This window comes from Nostoc sp. WHI (genome assembly GCF_015714725.1).
In the GTDB taxonomy this organism is placed as follows: domain Bacteria; phylum Cyanobacteriota; class Cyanobacteriia; order Cyanobacteriales; family Nostocaceae; genus Nostoc.
Genome location: NZ_WBKM01000061.1, coordinates 1 through 22,223, shown reverse-complemented (window position 1 = coordinate 22,223; position 22,223 = coordinate 1). Strand labels below are relative to the sequence as shown.

Below are 22,223 nucleotides of genomic sequence, written 5' to 3'. Positions count from 1 at the left end.
AAACCTTTGCCTTGGCAAAAGGTCTATTGACGAGCTTGTTAGACTCTGCGATTGATTATATGCCTGTGGGTGGATGATTATTTTCTATTACTATACAAAAGTTTACACAAGTTGAAATTGAGGCAATGGAGAGAAGTTCTTATGACCTAAAGTCCAAGCTGGACAAGTAATTATCGCTCTTTTATTACTCTCATCAGAGAATATTTAAAACCTTGTTTCTCCCCATATATGAGGGGTTTTAGTAACTGCAATTTTGTCAATATATCCAATGAATGAAATAAATCCGTTTTAGAATGATCATTCCGTTTTAGAATGATCATCATCTAAATACTAAATGCTGATTCATTCTCCTTAAAATAAATTAGGACTTACGCAAAACTACACGCTGTAGGGGCAATTCATGAATTGCCCCTACCTGAAAATCAAGGTTTCGGCTATTGTTTGCGTAAGTACTGGGTTCAATAAAGCTAAATATTTTTAATAAGTTTAAAGTCTGCCAAGTCGTTGAAGTTTGGCAGGCTTTTGTAGTGTTTTACTAAACTAGTGTTCTGTCATGAATCTTTCCAAATATAATTACCTCTCTTTGTTTAAAACCTTTTCCCTTTCTAACTCGAACTTTAGATTGCTGTTTATCTAGCCTAAGTTTTTGTCTAGTTAATTCCTGAGCTATTAATTCCTGAGCGCGGCTTTCAATTTTAATTTGGCTTTCTATTGGCTGTTCTTTAATTTTTTCTCTTAGGCTTTTACCCATTCTTCTTACCCTTCCTCTTTTAGTTTTTTAAGATGGCTTTTGTAGCGTGTATCAGCCTTTTGAATTAAGTGTTTATAAAAAAGTTTTTGGCTAACACCGGATTTGTCACCTGCTACTAATAAAATGGCTTGTCTCAATGGGTCAAAAGCAAAGGGTAATTTTTAACTCACATAATGCGTAAGTATTTACACGCTAAATTATAGCAATTGTCCCCTGCTCCCTCATCTCCCTTAGAGGTTGTTTGAAAAGTGGTTTGCTGTAATTTTAGGCACTTAATTGATCCCCCCTAACCCCCCTTAAAAAGGGGGGAACCGGAATCAAAGTCTCCCAATTTATCGGGAGATTTAGAGGGATCTAAAACTTTTGATACCGACAAGAGGACTTTTCAAACATCCTCTTAGCATGAAACCAGAATTTTGAGCAATACTGGTACAGGAAGGAATATTTACACAAAATCTCAAAATGGCAATTCAACTCAGTGATACGCCTTTGCTGGAGTGGGCAGGCGATACTTTAGCAATTGGATTATTTGAAGATGCAGTAGAGTTAACCGGGGAATTGGCAACTTTAGATCAAAACTTTTCTGGGGTTTTAAAAGAACTGATTGCCGAAGAAGAATTTAAAGCCAAAGCCGATAGTACCATCTTCACTCGCGTTAATGCTGGTAAACCAGTGCGTAAACTGATTTTGGTAGGTTTGGGTAAACCAGATGGACTCAAACTCGACACTTTGCGACGCGCTGCTGCTGCTGTAGCCAGAGTAGCAAAAAAGCAAAAAAGCAAAATTCTGGGTTTTAATTTTCCATTATGGAACAACGATCCAGCAGCAAGTACCCAAGCGATCGCTGAAGGGATCGAATTGGCACTTTACCAAGATATTCGCTTTAAGTCGGAATCAGAAGAGAAAAGTTCACAAATAGAAACCGTAGATTTACTAGGATTCGGTGGACAAGAAGCAGCCATCAACCGCGCCAATCAAATCGTTTCTGGGGTAATCTTGGCACGGCAATTAGTAGCAGCGCCAGCTAACGCAGTCACACCAATTACTTTGGCAGAAACGGCTATTGCGATCGCTAATGAGTACGGTTTACAACTAGAAATTCTGGAACGAGAAGACTGTGAAAAGCTGGGCATGGGTGCTTTTTTGGGAGTAGCCCAAGCTTCCGATTTGCCACCTAAATTCATTCACCTGACTTACAAACCAGAAGGTACACCCAAAAAGAAACTAGCAATTATCGGCAAAGGTGTAACCTTCGACTCCGGCGGACTCAACATTAAAGGTGCTGGTAGCGGTATCGAAACCATGAAAATGGATATGGGCGGTGCAGCTGCAATCTTGGGTGCAGCAAAAGCAATTGCTCAAATTAAACCAAATTCGGAAGTTCACTTTATCTCAGCCGTGACTGAAAACATGATTAGCGGTCGCGCCATGCACCCTGGAGACGTTCTCACAGCATCAAACGGCAAAACAATTGAAGTGAACAACACCGACGCTGAAGGACGTTTGACCCTAGCTGATGCCTTGGTCTATGCTGACAAATTAGGATTGGATGCGATCGTGGATTTAGCCACCCTAACTGGTGCTAACGTCATTGCCTTGGGTGATGATATTGCCGGTTTGTATACTCCCGATGATGCTGTAGCTTCCCAGTTAGAGAAAGCTGCCCAAACTTCAGGGGAAAAGATTTGGCGGATGCCAATGGAAGAAAAATATTTTGAAGGGCTGAAGTCTAGTATCGCGGACATGAAAAATACAGGCCCGCGTCCGGGTGGTGCTATTACTGCTGCCCTTTTTCTCAAGCAATTCGTCAAAGAAACACCTTGGGCACACTTAGATATTGCTGGCCCCGTGTGGACAGATAAAGAAAATGGTTACAACGGCGCGGGAGCGACTGGCTACGGTGTTCGGACGCTAGTTGAGTGGGTACTAGGGACTGGGGAGTAGGTAGGCTTTCATCAACTCAGTACTGAGTGCTGAGTGCTGAGTGCTGAGTAAATTTAAGAAGTACTCAGTACTCACTACTTCCGTACTACGGTAAAAGCCCCGCCCCTTGTGGGCGGTCTTTTCACTCAGCACGGGCTAAACGCCCCGCTACCGCTAACAGCACTCGGAACTCAGCACTCTTCATCTTCATTCCCTTTTATACAAACTACTAAAAATTATATATTTTTGTCATTTGCATTACAATTAAAAATTTTATAGTTGTGAAATACTTAACAGAAAAATATTATATTTAAGCTTTTTAAAATTTTGATTAATGCCAGAATCGATACATTGTGGAAATAGTTTTTTGTTAAATAACTAACTTTTAAAAGTTTAACTTTTATTGTTTTGACAATTCATAAAAATTTACTTAAGCTAAAAGATAGGTTAAGCAAATCAACAAACGACAGCGATTTAGTTTAGCTACATCAAAAATTGCTGTTGCAGACTATGTTTATTAGATTTGGCTACAAAAAGCTAAGACATGATTAAGCATATCGCACCGCGCAGATATTGAACAGATTCGAGTCAATTATGGATGGATACTTGTGGTGAGGTTAGTGAGTATCCATGAATCATTGAAGTTTTACCAAAGTGCGGTAGATATGTCCAGGAGAATACAATGCTTGAGTATCTTACATCTTTGAATGACCACAATTTACCCTATCCAGATACGATTCATCCCATCGTTGTCCACTTCGTAATTGCGATGGTGTTGTTTGGATTTTTTTGCGATGTACTTGGCTATTTCACTGGTAAAACCCATCTTTTTGAGGTCGGTTGGTGGAATATGTTTGTTGCCACGATCGCGATCTTTGTGGCGATCATTTTTGGTCAGTTTGAAGCGGGTTTAGCACAGCCTTACAGCGTCGCTAAATCGGTGCTGAATTTACATACGCTGATTGGTTGGTCGCTTTCGGGAATCATCACGGCGATTACAGCTTGGCGCTATGTAATTCGTTCCCGCAATCCCCAAAAAGTACCAATTTATTATCTGGGAGCCGGGTTAATTTTAACTTTGATAGTTGGCTTGCAGGTATATCTTGGCGATGAGCTTGTTTGGATTTATGGATTGCATACAGTACCAGTTGTAGAAGCATTAAAGGATGGTCTGTTGCGATGAATTCAGAACTAATTGACCAATTGACCGGCGCTCTAGGTGCAAACGGATTACCTTACACCATTCCCATTCATCCCAACTTAGTGCATCTGACAATAGGTTTGTTCATCATTGGAATGACCTTTGATATTGTTGGTGTTTTGTTCCCTTTCCAAAAATGGGTCTTCAAATTTTTGGCAATTACTGTGGAACGTGACAACTTTTTTGATGTTGGCTGGTACAACATGCTAGCTGCCAGCGTTATCACATTTTTCACAGTGACAGCAGGCTTTTACGAAATGCTGTTGGCAACACCGCCAGCTGATATGAAAAGTGCCTGGGGATTGCAGGCAATGGAAACTATGCTCTGGCATGGTGTAGGTGGTGTTTTCTTATTAGCGCTGATGGTTGGCATGACTGTCTGGAGAGGATGGCAGCGCTTCACCTGGAGCAAAGATGCAGACAAACAAGTGCAATGGAGCTATCTGCTCACAGGCGTAGGAGTCATGTTGATTATGTACGTCCACGGCACACTAGGGGCGCAAATGGCAACCGAGTTTGGCGTACACAATACAGCAGATAGTTTGCTGCGATTGGGCAAAGACCTTAACACAACACTCAAATAAGTCATTTGTCAATTATCCTTTGTCATTTGTTTAAAGTTACTAACGATCAACCAATGACCAATGACCAATGCCCCATGCCCAATGATTAATGACCATGAAAATCCAGAAGATTTTAAATATTTTGACGCTGCTGACAGGCGCGATCGCAGTGACTCTTACTAGTCTCTGGATCGGACAGCAAGCTTATTCCTGGCTTCCCCCACAAGCAGCAGCCGAATCCAAATTAATTGATGATTTGATTAGCTTCTTAGTAACCCTCGGTGCCTTCATCTTCTTGGGAGTAACAAGTACTTTAATGTATTCTGTGATCTTCCATCGGGCAGTCAAAGATGACTTCAGCGACGGCCCCCCAATTGAAGGCAATATTACTTTAGAAGTTGTCTGGACAGCAATCCCAATTCTGTTAGTGTTTTGGATTGCGGGTTACAGCTACCAAGTCTACGAGCAAATGGGGATTCAAGGCCCATCGGAATTAATTCACTTGCATAATCCACTGAAAATGGAATCGGCTTATGCAGAACTAAAAGATGCACCAGCTAAGGTTTTAGCTGAACCTGTAGAAAAAATCGACGTACTAGCTAAACAGTGGGCGTGGGTTTTTCATTACCCAGAAAAAGATGTTACTAGTACCGAATTGCATTTACCAAGCGATCGCCGGGTACGTTTAGCACTGCGATCGCAAGACGTTTTGCACGGCTTCTATATTCCTGCATTCCGCCTCAAGCAGGATATTATTCCCAACCATGCGCTCGACTTTGAATTTACTCCCATTCGCCCCGGACAATATCGGCTAACCGATTCTCAATATAGCGGCACATACTTTGCGACGATGCAAGCGAATGTCGTCGTCGAATCTCCCGAAGATTATCAGCAGTGGCTAGCCCAAGCTGCAACTCAAAAGCCATCTCTAGCAAATAATCAAGCGGCTTCCGAGTATGCCCAAACATCCAATCAGTCAGTCAAAACTGGTTGGGTAACAGTTCCCCCTGCTGCACCTTCTCTAGTCAATTCTCCTGGTTGAAAGGAAAGTAACTGATGACTAATATTCCTATTGAAGGCATTCTTCTCCCCGATGAGAAGCCTAACCACGAATCTCCGGGTAACTGGAAAGAATACTTTAGCTTTAGTACTGACCATAAAGTTATTGGTATTCAGTATCTCGTTACCTCCTTCTTCTTCTTTCTCGTCGGCGGTATCTTTGCGATGGTGATTCGGGGGGAACTGCTAACACCCGAATCAGATTTAGTCGATCGCACCGTCTACAACGGGATGTTTACCATGCACGGCACTGTGATGCTGTTTTTGTGGACATTTCCCTCACTAGTTGGTTTTGCTAATTATTTAGTACCCCTGATGATTGGGGCGCGAGATATGGCATTTCCCCGTCTGAATGCCGTTGCCTTTTGGATGGTGCCGATAGTCGGAATTCTGCTGATGGGTAGCTTCTTGATCCCTGGTGGCCCCGCCCAAGCCGGTTGGTGGTCTTATCCACCAGTCAGTCTCCAGAATCCCACAGGTAACTTAATTAATGGTCAAGTCGTCTGGCTCTTAGCGGTGGCAATATCCGGTGTATCTTCAATTATGGGGGCAGTCAACTTTGTCACCACCATCGTCAAGATGCGCGCCCCAGGCATGGGCTTCTTTCGGATGCCCTTGTTTGTCTGGGCAGTGTTTAGCGCTCAGATTATCCAACTATTTGGACTACCTGCGCTGACAGCAGGCGCGGTGATGCTGCTACTCGACTTGACAGTTGGCACTGCCTTTTTCGATCCCGCTAAGGGTGGCAATCCAGTTATGTTCGAGCATTACTTCTGGTTTTACTCCCACCCCGCCGTTTACGTGATTATCTTACCGATCTTCGGCATTTTCTCAGAAGTCTTCCCGGTTTATTCACGTAAACCCCTCTTTGGTTACAGAGTAGTTGCCGTTTCATCCATTTTGATTGCAGCTGTCAGTGGCATCGTTTGGGTACACCACATGTACGTCAGTGGTACACCAGGCTGGATGCGGTTGATTTTCATGCTGACGACGATGTTTGTATCTGTGCCCACAGGAATTAAAGTATTTGCCTGGGTAGCAACCATCTGGGGCGGTAAACTGCGGCTAAATACTCCCATGCTATTTGCCCTTGGTGGATTAGTGATGTTTGTGTTCGCGGGAATCACAGGCATCATGCTTTCCTCCGTGCCGGTTGATGTCCACGTTAACAATACTTACTTTGTGGTGGGACATTTTCACTACGTTCTTTACGGCACTGTGACGATGGGCTTGTATGCTGCCATCTATCACTGGTTCCCCAAGATGACCGGGCGGATGTACCACGAGGGTTGGGGTAAAATACACTTCTGGTTAGCCTTCATTGGTACTAACCTCAACTTTTTGCCCATGCACCCCTTAGGATTGCAAGGGATGGTACGTCGAATTGCTTCCTACGCCCCAGAGTATCAATTCTGGAATGTGATCGCTAGCCTGGGCGGGTTTCTATTGGGAATGTCTACCTTGCCCTTCATTTTCAACATGGTGATTTCTTGGATGCAAGGCGAGAAAGCACCTAATAATCCTTGGCGAGCAATTGGATTAGAGTGGTTAGTTTCTTCACCGCCTCCAGTAGAAAACTTTGAAGAAATTCCCATTATCATCTCTGAACCCTACGGCTACGGCAAATCGGAACCGTTGACAGCTAATTTCCCAGAATAACCCAGAGAATCCTACCGTGTACACACAAATCTTTTAGAGTTAGGGACTTGCGTGAAAATAAAGTACCAGTAAACCGAGTTTCGACACTTCTCTACGAGACGCTACGCGAACGGCAAGCTCAGTGCATCGCTGCGCTCAACTTTCGACGGCTGAGGGTTGAGCGCAGTCGAAACCCGCTTAGTTTGGACACTATTAACCCGCAGATCCCTGACTGCTTAACGTAGGGTAAGTTAATTGTTGCAAGTCGATGCATCTAAGGTGCACGTCGATGCATCTAAGGTACACGTCGATGCATCTAAGGTGCACGTCAATGCATCTAAGGTACACGTCGATGCATCTAAGGTGCACGTCGATGCATCTAAGGTGCACGTCGATGCATCTAAGGTGCACGTCGATGCAACTAAGGTGCACGTCGATGCAACTAAGGTGCAGGTCAAAAAACTTGTGTGTACACCGTAGCGTAACGGGCTGCCTCTCCTTTGCATTTCAAATTCAACCCTGAAGCTAAAAGCAAACTACACCAATGGACAGTTATATCAATTCAAATGAATTGCACCCGCCAACCGCAGAACACGCCCACGATGAAGAAGGCAACAAGATGTTTGGCTTCATTGTGTTCCTCCTCTCAGAAAGCGTGATCTTTTTAAGTTTTTTCGCCGGCTATGCAATCTACAAAACAACAACACCTAACTGGCTACCAGCAGGTGTTTCTGGACTAGAAGTCAAAGAACCGACAATCAACACAGTAATTCTTGTCGCCAGTAGCTTTGTGATTTACTTAGCCGAACGCGCCCTTCAACGCCATGACTTAGTAAAATTTCGCCTGTTTCTCTTGACAACAATGGCAATGGGAACTTACTTTTTGGTTGGCCAGGCGATTGAATGGCATGGCCTCACCTTTGGCTTCACCTCAGGGGTATTTGGTAGTACATTCTATCTACTTACAGGCTTCCACGGTTTGCACGTTTTCACCGGCATTCTGTTGCAGTTGATTATTCTAGTGCGATCGTTCATTCCTGGCAACTACGATACAGGTCACTTCGGCGTTAATGCCACCTCGTTGTTTTGGCATTTCGTCGATATCATCTGGATTATTTTGTTTATCCTCATCTACGTCTGGCAGTAAACATTGTTATTTGTCATTGCGAATGGAGGGTTGGGATTGCAACTCTTAGAGATGCTCCGCGAACACCACCTTCGCAATGACTGTAAATATTTTTGTTTGGCTACTTAAGATTAGCGATCGCCCCACAACTTTGATTAAGACGAACTTGAGATGGCAGGTGTAGGATAGAGATCCCCTATATCAACTCTTGATTTTTTATGTCTGCTACGCCTCTTGTATCTCAAGTTAACTCACACAACCCAGAAAAATCAGAATTAATTCCACCCCTACTAGGTGCCACCGTTGCCGAGTTAACTACTTGGGTGCAGCAGCAGGGGCAACCTGCTTATAGAGGAAAGCAACTGCATGAATGGATCTATCAAAGGGGGGTGCGATCGCTATCTGATATTTCTGTTTTCTCTAAGCAATGGCGGAAAGAAGTAGCAGAAATTCCCATTGGGCGCTCAACTTTACACTACCGCACTGTCGCACCCGATGGCACGGTGAAGTATCTTTTGCAATTGATAGACGGGCAAATTATTGAAACTGTTGGCATTCCCACCTTCGCAGAAGCAGGAGAAGGCCCAAAATCTCGTTTGACAGTTTGCGTCTCTACTCAGGTAGGTTGTCCAATGGCGTGTGATTTCTGCGCTACTGGTAAGGGAGGCTATAAGCGCAATCTAGCACGACATGAAATCGTCGATCAGGTGTTAACTGTGCAAGAAGATTTTCAACAACGCGTTAGTAATGTCGTGTTTATGGGACTGGGCGAACCGTTGTTGAATACTGAGAATGTCTTAGCAGCACTAAAATGCCTGAATCAAGATGTCGGTATAGGAGCGCGATCGCTTACAGTTTCTACAGTTGGTATTCGCGATCGCATCCGTGAGTTCGCGCAAAATCATTTGCAAGTCACTCTTGCTGTTAGTCTCCACGCACCCAACCAAGCACTGCGAGAAAAACTCATCCCCAGCGCCCGTACCTATCCCCTAAAAGATTTGCTGACTGAATGTCGAGAATATGTAGAAATCACTGGCCGCCGCGTTACCTTTGAATATGTTCTCCTTGCTGGTGTTAACGATTTACCAGAACACGCATTGGAACTTTCAAAATGTTTGCGAGGATTTCAAAGTCATGTGAATTTGATTCCTTATAATCCTATCCAAGAAGTAGATTACAAACGCCCCAACCGCGATCGCATTCAAGCATTTGTTAATATCCTCAAGCAACAAAATATTGCTGTTACTGTCCGTTATTCGCGTGGTTTAGAAGCCGATGCAGCTTGTGGACAACTGAGAGCAAGTAAGAATTAAACCTATTCTATTCAGTAAACTTAAGTTTCCGGAGAGTCACTTATCTCTGATGAATCAACCCCAATAGCTTCTTTTAAAGAAGACTCGTTTTAAGAAAAAGTTGCTCAACTTTGGTGACTCTCATCTACAAACAGATAAAATTGTAAACCAATAATTTTCTGAGTTTGTAGATGAGAGAAGTTTAATCGGATAGTTCTTAAAGATAAAGTATAAGTAATAGTTACTTTTTTCAAAGCACATATACTTATTACTATCACTTTAAGAACTACCACCAAACAGAGAAAGTTCATGAGTTATTAGTTACTAGACAACTTTCATTTTTCCAACTTAGACTCTGTGAGACTAAGGAAAAATTTCTAAGTATTGCTTTTCCGTCTTAGCACAAAATAGAAGATTATTATGAATGGGAATCAGCAGTTTTCAGAGCAGCCTGAAGGAAATATTGATCTACCTACAGATCAAGCTAATAATTATACAACAGGTAGCAGTAGGAATAGTGAGTTAGGTAAAGTAGCAATTGGAGCGCTCATTGGTGCTACCTTAGGTGCAATAGCTGCGGCTTTAACTATTAAGGGTACAACCGAAAAAGTTGATAAAACTGTAAAAAGTGTAGGAAATACGGTCAAAGGTGCAACTGGGAGTTTTAACCAAACTGTAAAAAATGTAGGAAACGCAATAAAGACTGTAGCTGAGAGTATTAACGAAACTGTAAAAGATGTAGGAGATGCTGTTAAAAACACAGCTTTGGATGTTAACGGCATTGCAATAGATACAGTGGATGCTGTTAAAGGTACAGCTGTAGGCCTTAACGATACCGTCAAAAATACAGTGGATATTGTTAAGGGTGCAGCTGAAGGTGTTAAAGACACTGTACAAGGTACAGTGGACGTAGCTAAGAGTGCATCTGAAGATGAAACTCCATCTCCTAGTCAGACTCCTAATAACCAAATAACCTACATTTTGGTTCCACTAGACAAAAACCACCAGTAACAGGCAAATTTGAAAAAAGAATGGGACAAATAGACTATCTGTAGAGACGCGATTCATCGCGTCTTTACCCAAGGATGTGTTGCAATCATTAATTGAATTGGTATTAAATTCTGCTGAGATAATTTAATCAAAACTAGGGAATTTCTAAAGCGACGGCTTTTTTCGCTCGGATCAGAACTTCAAGAGCCGCTCAAAATTCTCTTGGCGTGTTATCTCTGATGACTTTTGCAACTATATTGTGGCGATCGCTCACTCTTCCATACAGGCGATGTCTAACGACAAGCCAAAGAAGCGTCTACGCTTTGTTTTTGAGGTTTTCTGCAAGGCGATCGCTTTCGGTTATTATCAATACTTCTGAATTGTTGCGATAAATTAATGGTATTTAAGTTTAGTAAAGATATAGTGTGTCTGAACAAGCATAGGCTAGATTAAGAGCAAGGTACAAACAGGTTAAAAGCTAAACAAAAACTTTCAAGTTAGAGCCTGTACCTCCTGCTCTAATCTTCTTGCGTAGACATCGCTCTGAAATTGTGGCATCCATTGAATGTGTTTTCGCCTTAAGTTTAATGAGTTGTTTTGGAGGTTTTAAAACGCACGCCAAGAAATGCCTGCCTAGTTGGAATGCAAGGATGTGCAATTTTAAGTAGAGCGATTGCCAATGCTGTCCACCTTAGTTAGTTGAGTTAATTCTGAATTCTCCAATCTTCAAAAAACCGCCCCAAGCTGCTGATATTTATCCATCGCAGCTTCAGGCGGTTTCTGCGTTGAGTTAATTAAAAAGTTCAGAATTGTTAATGACTAATTAAGGTAATTACAGTCACTTCTGGCGGACAAAATAGGCGTCCTGGTTTATAAGTTCCTAAACCACGATTGACATATAATTGATTTTCTTCCACCTTGTGAAATCCTTGCGCCCACTCCCAATATCGCACCACTTTAGAACAGTCTCCCAGGAAAAATGTTACCCAACGCCGTAATTTTTTGGGAATTTGTTTGAGTAGCTTTTTATAATAGAATACTACAGGGCCAATGCCCGGAATGACGATGTGACCGCCGTGGGTATGACCAGATAGTTGCAAATCTACGCGCCATTGTTGCAATATCTTGGCTGTATCTGGGTTATGGGATAAAACGATCCGGGGTGTAACGGAGTCTAGTTGATTCATGACTGGTGCAGGGTAAAATTCTTGTGACCAATAATCAGCTAGTCCTACTAATGGTAATTCTTTTCCTAATGGATAGGCGATTTCATTCCAAAGCACATGAACTCCAATGCTAGTCAACGCCTCTGTAACTTCTGCTTTTGAGTGGTTGTAATAGATATCGTGATTACCAAGTACGGCGTAGACACCACAGCGACTTTGGAGATGTTTGAGTCGAAGCACCAATTGGTGAATTGGTGTCGGATCATCAGTTACGTAGTCACCAGTTAATAAAATTAAATCCGGTTCAGCTTCGTTGGTAAATGCGATCGCTTTTTCTAACATATCTTCTGACAGTCGCAAACCATCGTAGTGAAAATCTGACAGCTGCACTAGCGTTGTACCTTGTAAAGATGCTGGAAGTTCCGCAATCTTAACCGTTATTTTATCTACTCTTAAATGTCCCGTAAATAACCAATGCATAAGGCAACCGATACCCCTCATACCAGCGCTTACAGCTTACCAAAAATCAAAATGTAACTTGATAAACTGCAATGATTTATGTCATCTACTCCAGATAAAATTAATTGATTTAAATTCTGGGATGAAACTAAGCAGATTTTGCCTTACTTTGCAGACACTTATTAGTGGGACTTAAACAAAAAGGAAAACCAAAATAAGGTATGATGCTTTATCAGTATAGCTTTCACGTTGAAGTAACAGCCGATGAAAGAGACAACCCCCGCAGCCATGCCGCCGTGTTTTGAAAAATGGTGTCAACGGTTTGATGAATCATTTACTTACTTATAAAGCCCAAAAAAGAGGGTTTAGGCACTATTTAGGGGGATTATTGGGGGAAAGCGATAGAGTTATATCAACACGGCAATTCTTTACCCAGTGGTAAGCAAGACCCAGAGTTTGAGAAAAAAACTGAATTAGCGCTGAAGCTAACCTAGAATCAGACTCCTCTCTGATTGTATTGTTGGGGCTATGGCGAAACCTTGCTCTGTGGCGGCTGTTTATCCAGGGATAATTTATCTCACCTATCCTGGCTAACTTACTATTAGGCTTGGTGCTGTGGGCATTGGGTGAACCAATCGCAAATATAGCTTTTCGCGTGGCGTTCGGCGTGGCATTCGGTGTGGTGCTAGGCGTGGTGCTAGGCGTGGCGGTAGGCGTGGCGGTAGGCGTGGCGGTAGGCGTGGCGGAAGCCGTGGGAATAACTATTAATTTATGGCGGCCTGTTCTATCCTTTCCATTTCTCACGCTCTGGAATTATCTGCTCTATAGATTAGACAAACGACTTCAGTAGTGCTGAGTACCGAGTGCTGAGTGCTGAGTATAACCCCATAGTTAAAACTAGGGGATTGAAACAAGGACATATTTTTTCTTGCACTACGTGTCTCAAAAAAAATATTTTTATTTTTTTCATAAATAAATTGTAAGGATTCAGACCCTATATGCTGAGTGCAATTAATTTTACTTTTTACTCAGCACTCGTTACTCGGCACTCAGCACTGTTTTGGTGATGGTAAAAGCCCTTGTTTGTTACGCTATCACTCCACCTTCTGGGATGAGTTGCAGCATTTACATTTGCCCCGCTTGGATGAGTATCTCCTCTTCGTTATCGAACATAATCCAGTTGAAGGAAAAACAGCCCTAGAATATCTCAGTACCAGCCCCCAGCGTTGGGCGGCTCAAGCTGCACAAATTGAACTGGATGCACGCAGCTTACAAAGCTGTAAAGATGTTGAAGCTATTCGTGAAGCTCATCGCAATCTGGTAACTGGCGAACTAGAGAGTGAAGTTAGCCCTTTACTACGAATCTTTAGCCGTATCAGCGAGGATGTTGATGCTGCTCTCAATCAAGCAAGTGCTTATAATCAGCGCTTACTCCTCAGAGATGTTGCAGATAAATTAAATCTACAGTTGCAGAACTTCGCTCGTAGCAGGGACAAATAGACTGTCCGTTTCTACCCCATTATCAAAAGTTGGCGTGAAACAGTAACTAACTATAGGAATCCGGTTTGATTACTGAACTTCCTTATGTAGGCAGGCAAGAGGCAAAAGGCAACAGGCAAAAGGATTCTAGAAGATTAAGGTCTACTGAGTTTTTTCAAAAATCAAATAGGAGTCCTATATATAGATGAACTGGCTAAAATTACTGAACTCCGCCAAGAAATTGACTCGCCTTACATCATTGGCGTACCCCTCACGCGGGAGCAAGAAATTTTCACGGGGCGCGATGACATCGGCTTACGCATTGAGCAATTACTGCGCGATCGCCGTCGCCCACCTCTGCTACTATATGGTCAGCGACGCATGGGTAAAACTTCTCTCCTTAACAACATCGGAAAGTTACTACCCAATAACATCATCCCCATATTTGTAGACTTGCAAGGCGCACCTTCATCAGCTAGTGACCATGCAGGTTTTCTCTACAACCTCGCTAGAGAGATGGAGAAGTCAGCGAAAAAGCAAGGTGTAATTCTACCGTCCCTAACCCGCAAAGTCTTATAATCTGACCCCTTCACCTATTTCTATGAATGGCTAGATAAAGTAGAACAGGCTTTAGAACAAAATACCGCTTTACTAGCGCTAGATGAATTCGAGGTGCTAGACAACGCCATAGCCAAAGGTCGCTTTGATGAGCAGGATGTTTTGGGTATGCTGCGTCACCTTATCCAACATCGTCCCCGTTTTAAGATTTTACTCGCTGGCTCCCATGCGATCGCAGAATACCAGCGTTGGGCTAGTTATCTTATTAATGTTCAAGTAGTGCATATATCGCAATACGGTTCAGTTAAGGGATACTGGTACAAAATTTTGGGTTTTTGAGACGCGATAAATCGCCGTCTCTACAAATGTTTTGGTCTTATCTGAACTGTATTGGCATATATCGTACCTCAAGGAAGAGGAAGCACGACAATTAATTGAACGTCCCGTCAAAGATTTTACTCTCCGCTATGAACCTGACGCAGTTGAGCGAGTGCTACAACTCACCCGTTGTCACCCGTTCTTAGTACAACTACTCTGCGCGGAAATTATTGTCCTTAAGAACGAACAAGACCCCTCTATCCGGCGATTTGCAACCTTAGCCGATGTGGAAGCAGCGATACCAGAAGCTTTGCAAAGTGGCAGCTTTTTCTTTGCTGACATTCAAAACAATCAAGTAGACACAACTGGACAAGCTATTCTACGTTTTATCGCCGCTCAAGGGGAAAGAGGTATAGTTAGCTGCCAAACTCTATTGCAACAGTTCCCGGATGCTGATATTGCTCTCAACTTGCTTTTGCAACGGGAGTTAATTGAGGAAGTTAAGCACGGCTATGGTTTCCAAGTGGAATTAATTCGCCGTTGGTTTGTTTGAATCATGTCTGGTAATTAATTTATGATATGTAATTGCGAAGGTCGCGATCGCAGTAGCGTTTCTAAGAGTTGCAATCCTAACATCATTGCGATCCCTTCGCTGCGATCGCAATGACAAGTGTTTAACCAAACACGATATCAAAAACTCATTAATGGAGCTAAAAGCCTCATTAATGGAGCTAAAAGACTCATTAATGAAGTTCAAAGACTCATTAATGGAGCTAAAAGACTCATTAATGAAGATCAAAGCCCCATTAATGGAGTTCAAAGCTTCATTAATGGAGCTAAAAGACTCATCTGAGTTTAACTATTTGTTGCCCAGGGTTTTATTTATCAAACCGACGCTCTATATCATCTGCTTGGGAACCGCCGCGAACGGAGTTAATTCGTAACGAGGTTTTATCTTTAGAAATGCTATAGGTTAAAGGCTTTGTCTTAGATATTCGCGCTTCACCCTCTTTGACCAAAGTCTGGGGTGGATACTTAATAATTAAAGCTTTAATTGCCTCAATCCGTTTGGGTACTGCTGGATGAGTTGTATCAAATTCAGCACCAGGCATTTGAGCTAAAACCTGCATTACTCTTAGACATCCTTCTGGTTCAAAGCCTGCTTTCACAGAATTTATGTAGCCAATTTCATCAGCTTCAAACTCTTGTTGTCTTTCTTGTTCTGCAAGACGTTGCTCTAACTCTTTTTTCTTTTTCTCAACAATTTCATTGATGCGTTGCTGTGATTCTACTTGTCGTTGAGCGCCTTGATTGCCAAGAATTGAACCCATAAAACCGCCAACATTACCTCCTAGTACATTACCTAAAACGACGCCGCCAACAGTAGCAGCTGTTGACTCTCGGTTTGCAGCTTCTCTTTCTCCTAGTACTTCTTTAGTGGCTTCTTGTTCAATTTTGGCAATCAACTCAGTTTTTTGAGCTACGCCAAGAGCGATGTGACGTTTAGTGTGATGACCCATTTCATGGGCTACTACACAAGCTAATGCTGAGGAATCACCAGCTAACTGGTCAAGTATGCCATCGTGAATGGCGACTAGATTAATATCACTTGCATAGGCATTGACATCATATTTGGGAACAGCTACAACCCGCCAAGGACGATTGTCTAATTCGTTAGCACGGGCTACTCTATCTATGACGCGATAGAGAGTATAAAAATCTTCAGGTAATTCTTTTTTAGCTTGCTGGTAAATTGTTGTAGCTGTGGGTGCTGGTTTCTTTTGTCGGGCTGGTTTACCCTGGACTGGTAGCATTGCAGATAACAAAAGTACGCACAAAGAGCCAGTAGTTATGAGTGTTCTGTTCCAGTTAAGCATTATTGTTGATATCGCTGTAATATAAGGATGATTTTTATACAATAATGCAAATGTAGTTTTTGTAAGTTTAAAATTTACAAAGAATTGCAGAAGTGCCGGACGACTGAAGTCGCGGCTACAATAACCAAGTCCGCTTGGAAGTTGTGTTTGCCCTTAGCAGAGCCAACGCTAGGGGGCGCCTAGCTTGCTTCTTAGGAGTACGCAGACACGGATTAGCTGTGCTATGGCGGGAAGTTGGCAATACAGTTCGGTTAATATGTTTATTCCTCGAAGATCCCCCCAACCCCCCTTAAAAAAGGGGGGCGAAAAACTCTTATACCCCCTTGGGGGTCGCCACAGGCGGGGGGATCTTATCCGAACCGTATTGGGGAAGTTGGCGCTCAGACTTCTCTCTGCGCTGGACTAACTTTCAGAGCGATTTAAATTGAATAGACCACACGCGTAGGAGTACAATATATTGTTCTGTTAAACTAACACTAATAAGTATCGCCAATGCTTTGCGCGTAGGCATTTGCCTGGTTAAGCGGTTGAAATAAACAATATGGAAGCTTTCGTCACCAATTCGACGACTGTACTTGCTACAGCAGTTGATATCTTCACTGGCATCATCATTGGTATTGCTGTCTTGGAAGCCATAGTCAAAATCCTGGTCTTTTTCTTCAGCCGCCGTAAAAAGCTGAACGAAGCTAAGGAGGAAATTCGATTAACATTGGGTATGTGGCTAGTTCTTGCCCTTGAGTTTGCCTTGGCTGCTGATATTTTACGTAGCACGATCGCTCCAACTTGGGACGAAATTGGTAAACTAGCTGCTATCATTGCGCTACGAACAAGTCTGAATTTCTTTCTGGCAAAAGAAATTGAGCAAGCTAAGAATAAAAAGAATGATGTCAAGGATAAATCTTTTTAAAAAATAGAATTCAGGAGTCAGGAGCCAGAATGGGCTAAACCTTAGCTATCCGCTAACAGAATTTAATTCTGTGAGACTGGTGAACCAGCACTGCAAGAAGGTTTCCTTTAGTTAATGTCCGCACAATCAGGTTATCAATACTATAAATGCTATCTTAAAGGCAAAGGTCATTTGCTCAATTATTGAGGAAAACGCTATGACTACAACACTCACACAGGCTAATTCTATCGAGTCATTGCTAGGTAAAGAGGCAGAAGACCTGCTCACCTATAAAGCAAAAGTTTCTCAGGATTTAATACATTTGCCAGGCCCAGACTTTGTAGATCGAATCTGGATCAATAGCGATCGCAATCCTCAAGTATTGCGTAATCTCCAGCTACTTTATTCTACTGGTCGTTTGGCAAACACAGGCTATCTGTCTATTTTACCGGTAGACCAAGGGATTGAACATTCGGCAGCCGCGTCTTTTGCGCCTAATCCAATTTACTTTGATCCAGAAAATATTGTTAAATTGGCGATCGCCGCAGGTTGCAATGCTGTTGCTACCACTTTGGGAACATTAGGTATCGTATCACGGAAATATGCCCACAAAATTCCCTTTATTGTCAAAATAAATCACAACGAATTGCTGACTTTTCCCAATCAATTTGACCAGGTATTGTTTGCTGATGTCGAACAAGCTTGGAATTTGGGCGCGACAGCGGTGGGTGCGACAATTTATTTTGGTTCAGACCAGTCTACCAGACAAATCAAAGAAATCAGCCAAGCTTTTAAACGCGCCCATGAACTGGGGATGGTAACAATTCTCTGGTGCTATCTGCGGAATAACGCTTTCAAACAAGATAAAGATTACCACGTTGCTGCTGACCTCACTGGACAGGCGAATCATTTGGGTGTGACCATTGAAGCCGACATCATCAAACAAAAGTTACCCGAAAATAACAATGGTTACGGTGCAGTTACCAAAGCTACTGATAAGAGTTACGGCAAAACCGATGAGCGCGTTTACACAGAATTGACAACTGATCACCCAATTGATTTAACTCGTTACCAAGTACTAAATTGCTACTCTGGGCGTGTAGGGCTGATTAATTCTGGTGGCGCGACTGGTAAAAATGACTTCGCCGAAGCAGTTCGCACTGCTGTAATTAACAAACGGGCTGGCGGTACAGGATTAATTTCTGGGCGAAAGACCTTCCAGCGTCCTTTTGAGGAAGGTGTGAAGCTATTTCACGCCATTCAGGATGTTTACTTATCGCCAGATGTGACGATAGCTTAAGGGAGTAAGAATTTTAGATTTTGGATTTTGGATTTTGGATTAAATTTCAATCTAAAATCTAAAATCTAAAATCTAAAATTGAATGAACCAGCATGATCGAAACCACCGTTCGCAAACAGTACGACAATCTAGCATCTGTATACGATCAACGCTGGAAAAGCTATATCGCTAATACACTCTCTTTTCTTCAAACCTGGGCACAGATATCACCACTGGATACCGTACTTGATGTTGCTTGCGGAACAGGTGAATTTGAAAGGCTACTACTGACTGATAATTCAACGCAAAACATTGTCGGAGTAGATATTTCAGATAAGATGTTAGCGATCGCTAAACAGAAATGTAGCGCTTATCCTCAAGTTTCATTTCATACAGCCAGTGCATCAGCGTTGCCATTTGATAGCAATACTTTTGATGTGATTGTATCTGCTAATTCATTCCATTATTTTGATAATCCATTAGCAGCATTAATAGAAATGAAGCGTGTTATCAAGCCTAATGGCAAAGTTATAATTATCGATTGGTGTAAAGATTATTTCTTTTGCAAAATTCTCGACATAACACTGAAAATTTTTGATCCAGCGTACCAGCAGTGTTATACCCAAAATGAATTTCACGGCTTACTTACATCCGCCAACTTTACAGTTTGTCATGCGATTAAAGTTCGTTTCGGTGTTTTTTGGGGGCTGATGGTAGCTACAGTTAGCCTACAGGACTAATATCATGTCCGTGAAATACTTTCTTTTATAGATTTTCCATTAGCTACCAAGTTTACCACTAAAGAAACCAGAATTCGCATCCCACCAATGCAAGCTTGTCCGCCCATAATGCTAGGGTCAAATGTAATTCTGTCTAGACCTAACATAACAATCTCTCTCAAAAACCAACTTTAATCAACAGCAAACGCTACCCTATAAATCAGCATCATTCAACCTTGAAGTTTCAACCATGATAGCCTCGCCCCAACAAAACTACTTTACTCCTGAAGAGTACCTCCAAATGGAGGAAAAAAACCCTGTTAAACATGAATACATCGACGGCTATATCTACGCAATGGCTGGAGCGCTTGACCAACACGTTACCATTGCTGGAAACCTGTTCGCTCTCCTCCGTAATCATGTGCGCGGCTCTGGTTGTCGGGTTTATATCGCTGATATGAAAGCCAGAATTGAATCTCTGAATCGCTTTTATTATCCCGATGTTATGGTTACTTGCGACCAACGAGATCAAGAAACGCCAGATCATAAAAGATTTCCTTGTTTAATTGTTGAAGTTTTATCTAATTCTACTGAAGCCTTTGACCGGGGCGATAAATTCGCCGATTATCAAACACTGGAAAGCCTGCAAGAGTATGTTTTAATTAATACAAAACGTCAGCGAGTCGAGTGTTTTCGACGCGACGAGCAGAAGCTCTGGGTTTTACAATCCTACACAGCAGAACATAAATCTTTTCGACTCAACAGCGTGGATTTTGAGGAAACAATGGCAGCACTCTACGAAGATGTGGTTTTTGAATAATCAATTTATCAAAATTCGCGGAAAACCCCGTCCGTCTATACGGTGGGGATGGATTAGCTAATGCGAAGCGGAGGGGAGCAGACAATCATTCTTTGCCGCCCGACTGTCCTTTAATATAATCTTTGACTATTTCCAGTGGCGCTCCGCCGCATGAAACTACGCATTTAGAATCATGCCACAGTTTAACTTTTTCACCCCAGTAAAACTTACCTATCTCGGACTTGTATTGTTGCCTTAAAATCCTGCTAGAAGCAGATTTAAGCGAAGCCATTAAATCAGAAATATTGTTATCTGGGTGTAGATTGATAAGCAAATGCACATGATCAGGCTCTCCATTAAATTCCTTAAACTGTGTCAACAGTACAAATTAAAGTTTGAGGAAACTGAAGAAAGTTACACGAGTAAGGCGAGTTTTTTAGACTCTGATTTACTACCTACGTTCGGCGAAAAACCTGAAGGGTGGCAAGAGTCTGGTAAGCGAGTCAAGCGGGGTCTGTACGAAGCGTGCAATGGTACAAAAATAAATGCTGATTGCAACGGTGCAGCTAACATTTTAAGAAAAGTAGCGGTGAAGCTTGGGCTAGACCTGAGTGGAATCAGTAGGGGTGCGTTGATAGCGCCTTTGAGAATCCGTTTCTGGATTGCTTAAGAATCCCCATCCGCCGTTAGCGGTGGGGAGTATCAAGATTGGGTATGCTACACAATGTTTAGTAAACTAAATATCTATTAATATTTTCAAGGCTTCCTAACCCGGCGGAAGCGTTGATGAAAGCAGACACAATTGATTAACTAAAAGTTATGGCGCTCATAGTTCAGAAATACGGTGGTACATCTGTCGGTTCAGTCGAACGTATTCAAGCTGTTGCAAAGCGTGTTTATAAAACGGTTAAAGCTGGAAACTCTATCGTCGTAGTAGTTTCGGCAATGGGCAAAACCACCGATGGACTCGTCAAACTAGCTAATGAAATTTCTCCCAATCCTAACCGCCGGGAAATGGATATGCTGCTTTCCACTGGCGAACAAGTAACCATCGCCTTACTCAGTATGGCTTTGCAGGAACTCGGACAACCAGCAATTTCGATGACTGGCGCTCAGGTAGGAATTGTTACCGAAGCTGAACACAGCCGCGCTCGGATTTTGCATATTGAAACTACTCGCCTAACTCGTCACATAAATGAAGGGAAAGTAGTTGTAGTAGCTGGCTTCCAAGGCATCTCTAGCACTGGAGAGATGGAAATTACAACTTTGGGTCGTGGTGGTTCCGACACGTCAGCAGTGGCGATCGCAGCCGCATTAGGAGCGAATTTTTGTGAAATTTATACAGATGTTCCAGGGATTTTAACTACAGACCCCCGCTTAGTTGCCGAAGCCCAATTGATGGATGCCATCACCTGCAATGAAATGTTGGAATTAGCTAGTTTGGGGGCAAAAGTGCTACATCCCCGTGCTGTGGAAATTGCTCGTAACTATGGTGTTCCTCTTGTAGTCAGGTCTAGCTGGACGGATGACACTGGTACTTGGGTAACATCAGCTAAACGTCAAGGGCGATCGCTGATCAATCTAGAAATTGCCCATCCGGTGGATCATGTAGAATTTGACACTGACCAAGCAAAGGTTGCTTTGTTGCGCGTACCCGACAACCCAGGCGTAGCAGCAAGATTATTTGGCGAAATTGCCCGACAAAAAGTAGACGTAGATTTGATTATTCAGTCAATTCATGAAGGTAATAGTAATGACATTGCCTTTACGGTTACAACACCAATATTAAAACGAGCTGAAGCAGTGGCAGCAGCGATCGCCCCAGCACTGAGGAGCAAATCTAAACCCAAATTTGACGAAGCGGAGGTAATGATAGAACATAACATTGCCAAAGTCAGCATCGCCGGCGCAGGAATGATTGGCCGTCCTGGTGTGGCTGCAAAGATGTTTGCCACCTTAGCAGAAGCAGGTGTGAACATCCAAATGATTTCCACCAGCGAAGTAAAAGTAAGTTGCGTAGTCGATGCAGCAGAGTGCGATCGCGCTGTCAGGGTACTCCGCAGCGCCTTTGAGATTGAAGCAGGGGAAACAATTCAAAATTATTCCTCCACTTCTTTACTCCCCACTCCCCACTCCCCAC

The 22,223-nt window shown here is 42.7% G+C and carries 25 protein-coding genes and 3 pseudogenes; 21 read left to right on the top strand and 7 right to left on the bottom strand.

Features of this window, described 5'->3' with window-relative positions; translation table 11 throughout:
* Positions 1-535: 535 nt before the first annotated feature.
* Both F8S12_RS06245 and F8S12_RS06240 read right to left on the bottom strand, forming a co-directional pair.
* Positions 536-751, bottom strand: coding sequence for a hypothetical protein (locus F8S12_RS06245; RefSeq protein ID WP_196515461.1), 216 nt, complete (start codon positions 749-751; stop codon positions 536-538).
* Between the two features lie 5 nt (positions 752-756).
* Positions 757-912, bottom strand: a pseudogene (locus F8S12_RS06240) (type II toxin-antitoxin system RelE/ParE family toxin); the annotation flags it as partial.
* 301 nt (positions 913-1,213) lie between these two features.
* Here F8S12_RS06240 and F8S12_RS06235 point away from each other — a divergent pair.
* The 9 genes from F8S12_RS06235 to F8S12_RS06195 all read left to right on the top strand — a co-directional run bounded on the left by F8S12_RS06235 (position 1,214) and on the right by F8S12_RS06195 (position 10,935).
* On the top strand, positions 1,214-2,695 hold the full coding sequence (locus F8S12_RS06235) for a leucyl aminopeptidase (RefSeq protein WP_196515459.1): 1,482 nt from the start codon (positions 1,214-1,216) through the stop codon (positions 2,693-2,695).
* 661 nt (positions 2,696-3,356) lie between these two features.
* On the top strand, positions 3,357-3,857 hold the full coding sequence (locus F8S12_RS06230; protein WP_196515458.1) for a DUF2231 domain-containing protein: 501 nt from the start codon (positions 3,357-3,359) through the stop codon (positions 3,855-3,857).
* Positions 3,854-4,459, top strand: coding sequence for a DUF2231 domain-containing protein (locus F8S12_RS06225; protein ID WP_196515457.1), 606 nt, complete (start codon positions 3,854-3,856; stop codon positions 4,457-4,459). Before F8S12_RS06230 ends, F8S12_RS06225 begins: the two co-directional genes overlap by 4 nt.
* Before the next feature lie 94 nt (positions 4,460-4,553).
* Positions 4,554-5,480 carry a cytochrome c oxidase subunit II gene (locus tag F8S12_RS06220; RefSeq protein WP_196515469.1) on the top strand — a complete coding sequence of 309 codons (927 nt, stop codon included), beginning with the start codon at positions 4,554-4,556 and terminating at the stop codon, positions 5,478-5,480.
* Positions 5,481-5,494: 14 nt separating this feature from the next.
* On the top strand, positions 5,495-7,156 hold the full coding sequence (ctaD, locus tag F8S12_RS06215) for a cytochrome c oxidase subunit I (RefSeq protein WP_196515456.1): 1,662 nt from the start codon (positions 5,495-5,497) through the stop codon (positions 7,154-7,156).
* 523 nt (positions 7,157-7,679) lie between these two features.
* Positions 7,680-8,282: a cytochrome c oxidase subunit 3 gene (locus F8S12_RS06210; protein ID WP_196515455.1), complete on the top strand. Its 603-nt coding sequence runs from the start codon at positions 7,680-7,682 to the stop codon at positions 8,280-8,282.
* Between the two features lie 197 nt (positions 8,283-8,479).
* Positions 8,480-9,574 carry a 23S rRNA (adenine(2503)-C(2))-methyltransferase RlmN gene (gene rlmN / locus F8S12_RS06205; protein ID WP_196515454.1) on the top strand — a complete coding sequence of 365 codons (1,095 nt, stop codon included), beginning with the start codon at positions 8,480-8,482 and terminating at the stop codon, positions 9,572-9,574.
* 399 nt (positions 9,575-9,973) lie between these two features.
* A complete protein-coding gene (locus F8S12_RS06200) occupies positions 9,974-10,564 on the top strand; it encodes a hypothetical protein (RefSeq protein ID WP_196515453.1) in 591 nt (196 codons plus the stop codon).
* A 218-nt stretch (positions 10,565-10,782) separates the two neighbouring features.
* Positions 10,783-10,935, top strand: coding sequence for a hypothetical protein (locus tag F8S12_RS06195; protein ID WP_196515452.1), 153 nt, complete (start codon positions 10,783-10,785; stop codon positions 10,933-10,935).
* 420 nt (positions 10,936-11,355) lie between these two features.
* On the opposite strand, the gene F8S12_RS06190 is transcribed toward F8S12_RS06195, so the two are convergent.
* Positions 11,356-12,189: a metallophosphoesterase gene (locus F8S12_RS06190; RefSeq protein ID WP_196515451.1), complete on the bottom strand. Its 834-nt coding sequence runs from the start codon at positions 12,187-12,189 to the stop codon at positions 11,356-11,358.
* Between the two features lie 243 nt (positions 12,190-12,432).
* On the opposite strand from F8S12_RS06190, the pseudogene F8S12_RS42250 reads away from it, so the two are divergent.
* Positions 12,433-12,574, top strand: a pseudogene (locus F8S12_RS42250) (IS701 family transposase); the annotation flags it as partial.
* Here F8S12_RS42250 and F8S12_RS42245 read toward each other — a convergent pair.
* Positions 12,541-12,972: a hypothetical protein gene (locus F8S12_RS42245; RefSeq protein WP_442946788.1), complete on the bottom strand. Its 432-nt coding sequence runs from the start codon at positions 12,970-12,972 to the stop codon at positions 12,541-12,543. The pseudogene F8S12_RS42250 and the gene F8S12_RS42245 overlap by 34 nt on opposite strands.
* A gap of 201 nt (positions 12,973-13,173) precedes the next feature.
* Here F8S12_RS42245 and F8S12_RS06180 point away from each other — a divergent pair, with 201 nt between their 5' ends.
* From F8S12_RS06180 to F8S12_RS06165, 5 genes are all read left to right on the top strand, one after another.
* Positions 13,174-13,668, top strand: coding sequence for a hypothetical protein (locus F8S12_RS06180; RefSeq protein ID WP_196515450.1), 495 nt, complete (start codon positions 13,174-13,176; stop codon positions 13,666-13,668).
* A 360-nt stretch (positions 13,669-14,028) separates the two neighbouring features.
* Positions 14,029-14,226: a hypothetical protein gene (locus tag F8S12_RS40360; protein ID WP_230967833.1), complete on the top strand. Its 198-nt coding sequence runs from the start codon at positions 14,029-14,031 to the stop codon at positions 14,224-14,226.
* 93 nt (positions 14,227-14,319) lie between these two features.
* Positions 14,320-14,544 carry a hypothetical protein gene (locus F8S12_RS40355; protein ID WP_230967832.1) on the top strand — a complete coding sequence of 75 codons (225 nt, stop codon included), beginning with the start codon at positions 14,320-14,322 and terminating at the stop codon, positions 14,542-14,544.
* Between the two features lie 31 nt (positions 14,545-14,575).
* Positions 14,576-15,076: a hypothetical protein gene (locus F8S12_RS06170; RefSeq protein ID WP_230967831.1), complete on the top strand. Its 501-nt coding sequence runs from the start codon at positions 14,576-14,578 to the stop codon at positions 15,074-15,076.
* Positions 15,077-15,193: 117 nt separating this feature from the next.
* Entirely contained in the window at positions 15,194-15,376 is a 183-nt protein-coding gene (locus F8S12_RS06165) for a hypothetical protein (RefSeq protein ID WP_196515449.1), read from the top strand.
* Positions 15,377-15,401: 25 nt separating this feature from the next.
* Here F8S12_RS06165 and F8S12_RS06160 read toward each other — a convergent pair whose 3' ends face one another.
* On the bottom strand, positions 15,402-16,400 hold the full coding sequence (locus F8S12_RS06160; protein WP_196515448.1) for a M48 family metallopeptidase: 999 nt from the start codon (positions 16,398-16,400) through the stop codon (positions 15,402-15,404).
* Positions 16,401-16,941: 541 nt separating this feature from the next.
* Between F8S12_RS06160 and F8S12_RS06155 the strand changes: the two genes are divergently transcribed.
* From F8S12_RS06155 to F8S12_RS06145, 3 genes are all read left to right on the top strand, one after another.
* Positions 16,942-17,307, top strand: coding sequence for a DUF1622 domain-containing protein (locus tag F8S12_RS06155; RefSeq protein WP_196515447.1), 366 nt, complete (start codon positions 16,942-16,944; stop codon positions 17,305-17,307).
* A gap of 196 nt (positions 17,308-17,503) precedes the next feature.
* Complete coding sequence (locus tag F8S12_RS06150) at positions 17,504-18,586, top strand: class I fructose-bisphosphate aldolase (protein WP_196515446.1); 1,083 nt, start codon at positions 17,504-17,506, stop codon at positions 18,584-18,586.
* 92 nt (positions 18,587-18,678) lie between these two features.
* Complete coding sequence (locus F8S12_RS06145; protein ID WP_196515445.1) at positions 18,679-19,305, top strand: class I SAM-dependent methyltransferase; 627 nt, start codon at positions 18,679-18,681, stop codon at positions 19,303-19,305.
* A 2-nt stretch (positions 19,306-19,307) separates the two neighbouring features.
* On the opposite strand, the gene F8S12_RS06140 is transcribed toward F8S12_RS06145, so the two are convergent.
* On the bottom strand, positions 19,308-19,451 hold the full coding sequence (locus tag F8S12_RS06140; protein WP_196515444.1) for a DUF433 domain-containing protein: 144 nt from the start codon (positions 19,449-19,451) through the stop codon (positions 19,308-19,310).
* An 83-nt stretch (positions 19,452-19,534) separates the two neighbouring features.
* Here F8S12_RS06140 and F8S12_RS06135 point away from each other — a divergent pair, with 83 nt between their 5' ends.
* The gene (locus F8S12_RS06135; protein ID WP_196515443.1) at positions 19,535-20,104 is read left to right on the top strand and encodes a Uma2 family endonuclease; all 570 of its coding nucleotides are present in this window, start codon (positions 19,535-19,537) and stop codon (positions 20,102-20,104) included.
* Positions 20,105-20,189: 85 nt separating this feature from the next.
* Here the strand turns inward: F8S12_RS06135 and tnpA are convergent.
* A pseudogene (gene tnpA / locus F8S12_RS06130) lies at positions 20,190-20,444 on the bottom strand (IS200/IS605 family transposase); the annotation flags it as partial.
* Here tnpA and F8S12_RS06125 point away from each other — a divergent pair.
* A complete protein-coding gene (locus tag F8S12_RS06125) occupies positions 20,424-20,753 on the top strand; it encodes a hypothetical protein (protein ID WP_196515472.1) in 330 nt (109 codons plus the stop codon). The pseudogene tnpA and the gene F8S12_RS06125 overlap by 21 nt on opposite strands.
* A gap of 149 nt (positions 20,754-20,902) precedes the next feature.
* The coding region (locus F8S12_RS06120) for an aspartate kinase (RefSeq protein ID WP_196515442.1) at positions 20,903-22,223 on the top strand (1,321 nt) is incomplete at its 3' end.